At 68.1% G+C, this 10,527-nt stretch carries 7 protein-coding genes; 2 read left to right on the forward strand and 5 right to left on the reverse strand.

Annotated elements, in window-relative coordinates:
- Positions 1 to 15: 15 nt before the first annotated feature.
- The 5 genes from BFF77_RS13540 to BFF77_RS13560 all read right to left on the reverse strand — a co-directional run bounded on the left by BFF77_RS13540 (position 16) and on the right by BFF77_RS13560 (position 8,268).
- On the reverse strand, positions 16 to 1,440 hold the full coding sequence (locus BFF77_RS13540; protein WP_079125123.1) for an OFA family MFS transporter: 1,425 nt from the start codon (positions 1,438 to 1,440) through the stop codon (positions 16 to 18).
- A gap of 1 nt (position 1,441) precedes the next feature.
- Positions 1,442 to 2,830: an OFA family MFS transporter gene (locus BFF77_RS13545; RefSeq protein WP_066948397.1), complete on the reverse strand. Its 1,389-nt coding sequence runs from the start codon at positions 2,828 to 2,830 to the stop codon at positions 1,442 to 1,444.
- 312 nt (positions 2,831 to 3,142) lie between these two features.
- The gene (locus BFF77_RS13550) at positions 3,143 to 5,281 is read right to left on the reverse strand and encodes an acetate--CoA ligase family protein (RefSeq protein ID WP_066948399.1); all 2,139 of its coding nucleotides are present in this window, start codon (positions 5,279 to 5,281) and stop codon (positions 3,143 to 3,145) included.
- 2 nt (positions 5,282 to 5,283) lie between these two features.
- Positions 5,284 to 6,540, reverse strand: a complete 1,257-nt coding sequence (gene frc, locus BFF77_RS13555; protein ID WP_066948402.1) for a formyl-CoA transferase — start codon at positions 6,538 to 6,540, stop codon at positions 5,284 to 5,286.
- Between the two features lie 12 nt (positions 6,541 to 6,552).
- Positions 6,553 to 8,268: a thiamine pyrophosphate-binding protein gene (locus BFF77_RS13560; RefSeq protein ID WP_066948404.1), complete on the reverse strand. Its 1,716-nt coding sequence runs from the start codon at positions 8,266 to 8,268 to the stop codon at positions 6,553 to 6,555.
- A 148-nt stretch (positions 8,269 to 8,416) separates the two neighbouring features.
- On the opposite strand from BFF77_RS13560, the gene sucC reads away from it, so the two are divergent.
- Both sucC and sucD read left to right on the forward strand, forming a co-directional pair.
- Complete coding sequence (sucC, locus tag BFF77_RS13565) at positions 8,417 to 9,550, forward strand: ADP-forming succinate--CoA ligase subunit beta (RefSeq protein ID WP_066948416.1); 1,134 nt, start codon at positions 8,417 to 8,419, stop codon at positions 9,548 to 9,550.
- Between the two features lie 49 nt (positions 9,551 to 9,599).
- Positions 9,600 to 10,502 carry a succinate--CoA ligase subunit alpha gene (gene sucD / locus BFF77_RS13570; RefSeq protein WP_066948407.1) on the forward strand — a complete coding sequence of 301 codons (903 nt, stop codon included), beginning with the start codon at positions 9,600 to 9,602 and terminating at the stop codon, positions 10,500 to 10,502.
- Positions 10,503 to 10,527: the final 25 nt, after the last annotated feature.

The raw sequence follows: 10,527 nt of genomic DNA on the forward strand, positions 1-10,527 counted from the left end.
CCCGCCTTCGCCGGGTCAGGCGGGCGCCTCACCCGGCGCGCGCGTACGCGCCCACGGCAGTACGACCGTCCTTCGCCCGCGTTCCGGACCGCCGGGCTGCCGCAGTGCCAGTGAGAGTCCCGCGGCGATCAGCGAGACCACACCGGATGCCACGTACGCGCCGACGAAGCCCCACGAGGCCACCACGACCGCGCCGAGACCACCGCCGAACAGGCCGCTGATCAGCTTGGCGCTGTAGACCATGCCGTAGTTCGAGGCGTTGTTGTTCTCCCCGAAGTAGTCCGGGACCAGCGCCGCGAACAGCGGGTAGAACGCACCGCCGCCGAAGCCCGACAGGAAGGCGAAGACCAGGAACAGTGTCTGGTTGCGGATCTCGCCCGCCCACAGCACACCGAACTGGGCCACGGCCAGGGTCAGACACACATAGGTCAGCGTCGTCCGCCGGCCCAGCTTGTCCGACAGCCAGCCCACCACACCGCGCCCGGTGCCGTTGATCACCGACATCACCCCCATGGACGACGCCGCGATGAGCGGGCCGAAGCCCATCTCCTTCGCGAACGGCACCTGGAAGGAGATGCCGAAGATCGACACACCGGCACAGCACAGCATGCAGAGCCACATCAGTGGCACCACACCTGTTTTCAACGCCTCCTTCGGCGTGAACTGCCGTACCGCGGGCGGGTTCTTGGCGAGCGCCCTGCCGGTCTTCGAATCCCCGGCGATGTTGAGCGGATCCACCTCCTCCGGCCACCAGTTCTTCGGCGGATCCTTGAAGAACAGGCCCGAGACCAGCGTCAGCACCAGGACGTAGATCCCCACCAGGTCGAGCACCGTGTGGTAGTTCGAGGTGTCGAAACCGTAGGTGAAGAGGAAGATGAACGGCACGGCGCCATAGGCGAACGCCCCGTTCACCAGCCCGGTTTTGCCGCCCCTGCGCTCCGGGTACCACTTGCCGACCATGTTCACACTGGTCGAGTAGATCAGTCCGGAGCCGAGCCCGCCCAGCAGGCCGAAGCCCACCATCGCGAGCCAGATGTTCGGCGCATGACTGAGGCTGACGAATCCCACCAGCGAGAAGAACGAGCCGATGAGCATGGCCGCCCTGCTGGTGAGGATGCCCTTCTCCCGCAGCCGGCCGGCCGGGAAGGAGACGGAGGCCTGGAAGAAGATCCAGACGCTGAGCACCCAGAAGGTGTTCGTCGAACTCCAGTGATGAGCCTTGGACAGGGTCTCCTCCGCAGCCCCGAAGGCGTACTCGAAGACGCTGATGGCGAGCATGGCGAGCCAGGGCAGCGCCACCATCGTCCAGCGGGGGAGGCCGAGGATCTGCCGGTCGGATTCACCGATCCGGTAGACACGGCCGCGTGCGTCGGTGATTTCGCGGTAGCCCGCGCCGGCCGAAGCCGACGCGGACGTACCGGAGAGAGGTTGTGCTGTCATTTCAGGCGATCTCCCGACCGATCGGGTTGGGGTTGGGCTTGACCTTCTTGTGACTCGGCCTTCCTGGCGCCTTCAGGAACAGGGCCAGTACGGCCGAGGCGAGACCGATGCTTCCGGCGATGACGAACGCGCCCTCGTAGTCCCAGGCGGCCACCACCACGGCTCCCATACCGGAGCCGACCAGGCCGGATATCAGCTTGGAGCTGTAGACCATGCCGTAGTTGGAAGCGTTGTTGTTCTCCCCGAAGTAGTCCGCCGTCATCGCCGCGAAGAGCGGGAAGATCGCGCCGCCGCCGAAGCCGGAGACCATCGAGCAGAACAGGAAGAACGGCATGCTTCCCATGGAGCCGGAGATGAGCACACCGAACTGCGCGCTGCCCAGGACCAGACAGACGATGATCAGTGTGTTACGGCGTCCGTACCGGTCGGAGATCCAGCCGATGACACCGCGTCCCGTACCGTTCACGATCGCCTTGAGTGACATCGCGGTCGCCACGATCCCGCCCGCGAAGCCCATGTCCTTGCCGAAGGGGACCTGGAAGGCGATACCGAAGATGTTGATTCCGGCCGTGCAGAGCAGGCAGAACCACATCATCCACAGCACGGGCGTCCGTGCCGCTTCCTTCGGTGTGTACTGCTTCAGCGCCGGCGGGTTCTTCTCCAGCGCACGCCGGATACGGGGGTCCTCCGACGTCTTCAGCGGGTCCGCGCCCGTGGGCCACCAGTACTTCGGCGGGTCCTTGAAGAACCAGCCGGCGAAGGCGACGACCAGGCAGCAGATGACACCGACAGCCACCAGAACGGGCTGGTAGTTGCTCAGGTCCATGTACGAGGTGAAGAGGAAGACGAAGGGCACGGAGCCGTACGCGAAACCGCCGTTGACGAGGCCGGTCTTGCCTCCCTTGCGCTCCGGATACCACTTGCCGACCATGTTCACACAGGTGGCATAGACCAGACCCGCGCCTATACCGCTGAACATTCCGAAGCCTATGTACGCCACGATCACATGCGGCGCGTAGGCCAGGGAGAGATAACCGAGGAACGTACCCAGCGCGCCGAGCATCATGGCGTACCGGGCGGGCAGCTTGCCGCTCTCACGGAGCTGCCCGGCGGGGAAGGCCACGGCCGCCTGGAAGAAGATCCAGACACCCATCAGCCAGAAGATGTGCCCGCTGCTCCACAGGTGTGCCTCGTGCAGAGTGTCCTCCGCCGAGGTGAACGCGTACTCCGACGAACTGATGCCCAGCATTCCCATCCAGGGGAAGAGCACCATCGTCCATCGGGGACGGCCCATGATGTCCCGGTCGGTCTCACCGATCCGGTACACACGGCCGTTGCCGTCCGTCACCTCCTTGAAGGGGACGGAAGTAGGGATTTCGGTAGTTGTCATGTGGTGTTGCACCCCTTGCATCGAAAGAGCTGGCCAGCGCCCCCTGTCCAAAACCTTTCGTGCTGCCCCGGGCGGGCTAGGTCATCGGTAACCTCCCAACCACCTGACCGGTGTGCTGTTCTGACGGTGCACCAGGAGCGCGGAGCTGCTGACGGTGTCTCGTGGAGACCCCGCGATCCTGGCCCACCGGTTGTGTTGTCCCGGGTGCAACCCCCGGACCTCCGGCGGTCCCGGGCACGAACCCCGGTCCACCGGACGACTGTTGGCGCTGACGATGTGTCACATCAGCGATCTCGTTGTGCGCGCGCCGCATCACAGCAACCCCGCGGCCCGTGCCCACTGATACTTCGCACCGAGTGCGGCGACCGGCTTCTCCGTGGTGTACGGATAGGCCACCACACCGCGCTCGAAGAGGTACCGGCACGCCTCCTCCACCTCCACATCGCCCGCGAGCGACGCCACCACCGGCTTGTGGATGCCCCTGGCCCGGAGCTCCGCCACGACCCGCGCCGTCAGTTCGGCGAAGACCATCGGCGGAGTGACGATCGTGTGCCAGTACCCGAGCACCAGCGAGTGGATCCGCGGATCCTCCAGCCCCAGCCTGATCGTCGCCTCGTAGGTGGAGGGAGGCTCACCACCGGTGATGTCCACCGGATTGCCCGCCGACCCGAAGGGCGGGATGAAGGCGCGGAACGCCGTGTCCAGATCCGGCGGGATCTCCATCAGCGACAGACCGTTGTCGACGACGGCGTCCGAGAGCAGCACACCGGAGCCGCCGGCGCCCGTGATGATCACGACGTTGTCGCCGCGCGGAGTGGGCATCACGGGCAGCGCCCGCGCGTACTCCAGCATCTCGCCCAGTCCCGGCGCCCTGATGACACCGGCCTGCCGCAGGATGTCGTCGTACACCGCGTCGTCACCGGCGAGCGCGCCGGTGTGCGAGCCCGCCGCCCTGGCCCCCGCCGCCGTACGTCCGGCCTTGAGGACCACCACCGGCTTCCTCGGTACGGTCGCGCGCGCCGCGTCCACGAAGGCGCGCCCGTCCTTGAGGTCCTCCAGATGCATCGCGATGCATTCCGTGTTCGGGTCCTCGCCGAACCAGGTCAGCAGATCGTCCTCGTCGAGGTCCGACTTGTTGCCGAGGCCGACGATCGCCGAGACGCCCGTCCCGGTGGTCCTGGCGAAGCCCAGGATCGCCATGCCGATACCGCCGGACTGCGAGGTCAGCGCCACGCCCCCCTTGACGTCGTACGGTGTGCAGAAGGTGGCGCAGAGGTCCTGCCAGGTGGAGTAGTAGCCGTAGATGTTCGGCCCGAGCAGCCGTACACCGTACTCCTCGCCGATGGACACGATCCGCGCCTGGAGTTCGTGCTCGCCGCTCTCGGCGAAGCCGGACGGGATCAGCACGGCGTTCGGTATGCCCTTGCGGCCGACTTCCTCCAGGGCCGCCGGGACGAGCTTCGCGGGGATCGCGAAGACCGCCACATCAGGCTCACCAGGCACGTCCATCACGCTCTTGTACGCCTTACGGCCGAGTATGTCATCGGCTTTGGGGTTCACCGGATGGATCTCGCCCGGGAAACCGCCGTCGATCAGATTGCGCATGACCGAGTTGCCGATCTTGCCCGCCTCGCCGGACGCCCCGATCACCGCGACCGAGGCGGGCTTCATCAGCCGCCCCATGGAGGTGAGGATCTCCTCGCGGGTGTACGTACGCCGCGCGGCCGGCACCTCGCCGGTCAGCAGGATCCGTACGTCGGCGGCCATCGCCCCGTTCTCGGACGCGAACACCGGATTGAGGTCGACCTCCGCGATCTCGGGGAAGTCGGCCGCCAGCCGTGACACCTTGACCACAAGACCGGCCAGCGCCTCCCGGTCCGCCGCCGCGCCGCCGCGCACCCCGCGCAGGACCTCCGCGGCGCGGATCCCGTCGAGCATCGACAGCGCGTCGTCGTGTGTCGCCGGCGCGAGCCGAAAAGTGACATCCTTCAGGACCTCCACCAGGACTCCGCCGAGGCCGAAGGCCACGATCTTGCCGAAGGTCGGGTCGGTGACGGTACCGATCAGCACCTCCGTACCGGCCGGCACCATCTGCTGCACCTGGACGCCGAGGATGCGTGCCCGCGGATCGTACGCCCGCACATTGGTGATGATCGACAGGAACGCGCCACGTACCTCCGCGGTCGAGTTCAGGCCGATCCGCACACCGCCCGCTTCCGTCTTGTGCAGGATCTCCGGGGAGACGATCTTCAGTGCGACCGGGAAACCGATCCGGTCCGCGAGTGCCACGGCGTCGTCGACGGTCTCGGCGAGCGCCTCGGCCGGGGTGGGAATGCCGTACGCGTCGGTCACGGCCTTCCCCTCGGGAGCGGTCAGGGCCGTACGGCCGGCGGCGAGCGCGGCGTCCAGGACCGCCCGTACGGCCTGCTGATTCGGTTCCGTGCTGTCCACTGCTAGATGACTCCGTTCGACTTGAGCAGGCGCAGTTCCTCGTCGTCGAGACCGAGCTCGCCGATGTACACCTCGTCGTTGTGCTCGCCCAGCAGAGGGGAGGTGACGATGTCCACGGGGGAGTCGGAGAGCTTCAGCGGGTTGCCGACGGTGGTGAACGACCCGCGCTCGGGATGGGCGACCTCGATGACCATGTCGTTCGCGGCCAGCGAGGCGTCCTCGATGATCTCCTTGGTGGAGAGGATCGGTCCGCACGGGATGTTGTGGGCGTTGAGCTTCTCCAGCACCTCCCACTTGGGCAGGGTGCTGGTCCACTCCTCGATGAGCTGGAACATCTTGCCCAGCTTGGGCAGCCGGGCCTCGGGGGTCGCCCACTCCGGGTCGTCCGCCAGCTCGGGCCGGCCCATCAGCTCGGTGACCGGCCGCCAGCCGACGGGCTGGACGATCACGTACACGTAGTCGTTGGGGCCGCCCGGCGCGCATCTGACCGCCCAGCCGGGCTGCCCGCCGCCGCTCGCGTTGCCGCTGCGCGGCACCTGGTCGCCGAAGTCCTCGTTCGGGTACTCGGCGAGCGGGCCGTTCGCCAGACGCTGCTGGTCGCGCAGCTTCACCCGGCAGAGATTGAGCACCGCGTGCTGCATCGCCACATTGACGCGCTGGCCGCGACCGGTGTGCTCACGCTGGAAGAGCGCGGCGAGAATGGCGGCGACGGCGTGGATGCCGGTGCCGGAGTCGCCGATCTGCGCGCCGGTCGCGAGCGGGGGCCCGTCCTCGAAGCCGGTGGTGGCCATCGAGCCGCCCATGGCCTGCGCGACGACCTCGTACGCCTTGAAGTTGGTGTACGGGCCGTCGCCGAAGCCCTTGATGGAGGCGTACACGATCCGCGGGTTGATCTCCCGGATGCGCTCCCAGGTGAAACCCATACGGTCCACGGCTCCCGGACCGAAGTTCTCCACCATCACATCGGAGCGGCGGATGAGCTCCGTGAGGATCTCCTTGCCGCGCTCCGTCTTGGTGTTGAGGGTGATGGACCGCTTGTTGCAGTTGAGCATCGTGAAGTACAGCGAGTCGACATCGGGGATGTCACGGAGCTGCTTGCGCGTGATGTCGCCGCTGGGTGCCTCCAGCTTCACCACGTCGGCGCCGAGCCAGCCGAGCAACTGCGTCGCCGAGGGGCCGGACTGAACGTGCGTCATGTCCAGCACCCGTATGCCTGTGAGCGCCTTCGTTCCCACTGCGGTCTCAAGAGCCTGCGTCATGAGGGGGCTCCTCTACTTGTACCTGGTCTGGTTCATGGTTCCGGGGACGTACGCGTCGGGGTCGACCCGAACGTTGATCAGCGAGGGCAGCCCGGACTCGCGGGCCCGCCGGAGCGCGGGCGCGATGTCGGCCGGGTCGCGTACCTCTTCGCCGTAACCACCCAGCATCTGGGCGAATGTGTCGTAGCTGATGTCTCCGGGTCGGATGTCTCCGGATTGGCCGGCGCCGAGTTGGCCGGCGCCGGCCCGCTCCCGCGCGGGGCCGTATGCGGCGGCCCCGGCGTAACGGGTCGGACTCGTGGGGGAGTTGTTGCCGATGATGCCGACGAACGGCAGATTGAGGCGGACGAGGGTCTCGAAGTCCCAGCCGGTCCGCGGGAAGGCGCCGTCGCCGAAGAGCGCCACGACCTCCTTGTCCGGCCGGGCCCGCTTGGCGGCGAGGACGAACGGGATGCCGATCCCGGGTGTGCCGAACGGGCCCGGATCCAGCCAGTGGCCCGGGGACTTGGGCTGGACGACCTGCCCGGCGAGGGCGACGATGCCGCCGCCGTCGCCGATGTAGACCGAGTCCTCGGTGAGGAACCGGTCGATCTCGTGGACCAGCCGGTACGGGTGGACGGGCGCGGCGTCCGAGGTGAGCTGCGGCAGCCGCCTCTCGACCGCCGTCCGCTCGGCGGTACGCAGCTCCTCCAGCCACGCCTTGCGCCGGACGGCGCCCGAGTCGATCCGCGCGCTCGCGGCCTCGGTGGCCCACGAGAGCACCAGGCCCGCGTCGCCCGTGATACCGAGGTCGATGTCGCGGTTCTTGTCGAGGGTGCGGTGGTCGAGGTCGATCTGGACGACGGTCGCGGTCGGCGAGAGCCGTGTGCCGTATCCCGCGCGGATGTCGGACGGAGTGCCGACGACGACGATGAGATCGGCGTTGGCGAACGCGTAGGGGCGGGAGAGTTCGAAGTGGTGCGGATCGCCGGGCGCCAGGGTGCCGCGGCCCGCTCCATTCGTATAGGCGGGAAGGTTCAGTGCCCGCACCAGCGCGAGGGCGGCGTCGGTCCCGCCGGTCGTCCAGACCTGGCCGCCGAACAGGACGGCCGGCTTCTCGGACCGGACGAGCAGATCGGCGAGCTTCTCGACGGCCTCGGGGTCACCGGCCGCGCGGGCCGGGGCCCGGTGGTGACCGGCCTCGGGGATCCGGGCTTTCTCCAGTGGCACCTTGGCATCCAGTACATCGCTCGGGATCTCCAGGAAGGACGGGCCGGGCGCGCCGAGACGGCACTCGCGGAACGCCATCGACACCAGGCCGGCCGCGTGTGCCGGGTCCGGCACGGTGGCGGCGAATTTGGTGACCGGGTCCATCAGGTCCACGTACGGCGGTTCCTGGAGCGACCCCATCGTGTGCCGGCCGTCCGCGCTCCGGCCGCCGATGAGCAGCATCGGGGACTCGGCGCGGAACGCGCCCGCGACGCCGGTGAGGGCGTCGGTGATACCGGGACCGGAGGTGACCACCGCGCAGCCGGGCCGGCCGGTGATTCTCGCGTGGCCGTCGGCCGCGTGGACGGCCACCCGCTCCTGCCGTACGCCGACCACCGCGATACCTTCGTCGGCGCAGCCGTCATGGAGGTCCGTGATCCGGCCGCCGCCGAGGGTGTAGACGACCTCTACACCTTCCGCTTTGAGTACCTTGGCGACCAGATGACCACCGGAAACGAGCTCCTGGCTGTCATCGGACATGAGGGCGGTCCTGTCCCTTCGTAGGGGAGGGCGGTGGCCCTCCCGGTACATTGCATACAGTCGACGAATACTGTATGAAGCTTGTTATCCCGCATCCGGTGGATGGTGTCCAGGGGGCGTGCGGCACTTTCGTCAAATGGGAGCCGGCATGGATCTGTACGAGCACCAGGCAAGAGAACTCTTCGCGGACTACGGCATCCCGGTGCCCGAGGCCGAAGTGGTGGAACTGGCCAGGGAGGCCCGGTTCGCCGCCGAGCGTCTCGGCGGCCGTGTGGTCGTCAAGGCACAGGTGAAGACGGGGGGCCGGGGCAAGGCGGGCGGGGTCAAGCTCGCGATCGATCCGGCCGCCGCCGAACTGACCGCGCGTCAGATCCTCGGCATGGATATCAAGGGTCACACCGTCAGAAAGGTGATGCTCGCTCAACCGGTCGACATCGCGGCCGAGTTCTACGTCTCGTACGTCCTCGACCGTGCGGCGGGGACGTTCGTGGCGATCGCCTCGGCCGAGGGCGGAATGGAGATCGAGGAGGTCGCGGCCACCCGTCCGGAGGCGGTCGCCCGTATCCCGATCGATCGCGAGGAGGGAGTGACCGAGGCCAAGGCGGCGGAGATCGCGGCAGCCGCGAAACTGCCTCCCGACACCGTTCCGGTACTCCAGGCGCTGTGGCAGGTACTCGTCCGTGAGGACGCCCTGCTGGTCGAGGTGAATCCGTTGGTGCGTACGGCCAACGGGCTGATTGTCGCCCTTGACGGCAAAGTCACTCTTGACGACAACGCGCGCTTCCGGCAGGTGCGTTGGGGCGACACCGCGGAGGATCCGCACACCGATCCGCTCGAAGCCACCGCGGCGGCCAAGGGACTCAACTACGTCAAGCTCGACGGCGAGGTCGGCATCATCGGCAACGGCGCGGGCCTGGTCATGTCGACTCTCGACGTGGTCGCCGGCTGCGGTGCCCGTCCCGCCAACTTCCTCGACATCGGGGGAGGGGCGTCCGCCCAGGTGATGGCTGACGGGCTGTCCGTCATCCTCTCCGACCCGGACGTCAAGTCCGTGTTCGTCAATGTGTTCGGCGGCATCACGGCCTGTGACGCCGTCGCCGAAGGGATCGTCCAGGCGCTGGAATCGGTGCGGCTGACCAAGCCGCTCGTGGTGCGCCTCGACGGCAACAGCGCGGCCCGCGGCCGTGCGATCCTCACGGACCGCGCGCATCCGCTCGTGGACCAGGTCACCACGATGGACGGGGCGGCCCGCCAGGCCGCCGTACTGGCGTCCGCCGGATAGCAGCCCGACCAACCGGATCCGACCACCCGGCTCAAGGAGAGCGGACACCATGGCGATCTTTCTGACCAAGGAGAGCAAGGTCCTCGTCCAGGGCATGACCGGCGGCGAGGGCATGAAGCACACCCGGCGGATGCTCGCCGCCGGCACCGATGTCGTCGGCGGTGTCAACCCGCGCAAGGCGGGCCGTACCGTCGACTTCGACGACCGCGCCGTGCCCGTCTTTGGCTCGGTGCGCGAAGGCATGGAGGCGACGGGCGCGGACGTCACGGTCGTCTTCGTACCGCCGCCGTTCGCGAAGGCCGCCGTCATCGAGGCCGCGGACGCCGGCATCGAACTGGCGGTCGTGATCACCGAGGGCATCCCGGTCCATGACGCGGTCGCCTTCCAGGCGTACGCCAAGGAGCGGGGCACCCGTGTCGTCGGTCCCAACTGTCCCGGACTGATCAGTCCGGGACAGTCCAACGCGGGCATCATCCCGGCGGACATCGCCGCCAAGCCCGGCCGGATCGGGCTGGTCTCGAAATCCGGCACACTCACCTACCAGCTCATGTACGAACTGCGCGAGACGGGCTTCTCCTCGGCGGTCGGAATCGGCGGCGACCCCGTCGTGGGCACCACCCACATCGACTGCCTCGCCGCGTTCCAGGACGACCCGGACACCGAGATCATCGTGCTCATCGGTGAGATCGGCGGCGACGCGGAGGAGCGGGCGGCGGCCTACATCGCGGGCCATGTCAGCAAACCGGTGATCGGCTACATCGCCGGATTCACCGCGCCCGAGGGCAGGACCATGGGGCACGCCGGGGCGATCGTCTCCGGCTCCTCAGGGACGGCCGAGGCCAAGAAGCGGGCCTTGGAGGCGGTCGGCGTACGGGTCGGCTCGACTCCCTCGGAGACGGCGAGGCTGGTCCTCGACCGCCTCGCGGCGACGCGTGCCGTCACTCATAATTGAACGGAGTGCGCGCCGCGGCGCGCAC

This window comes from Streptomyces lushanensis (assembly GCF_001700515.1).
Taxonomy (GTDB): domain Bacteria; phylum Actinomycetota; class Actinomycetes; order Streptomycetales; family Streptomycetaceae; genus Streptomyces; species Streptomyces lushanensis.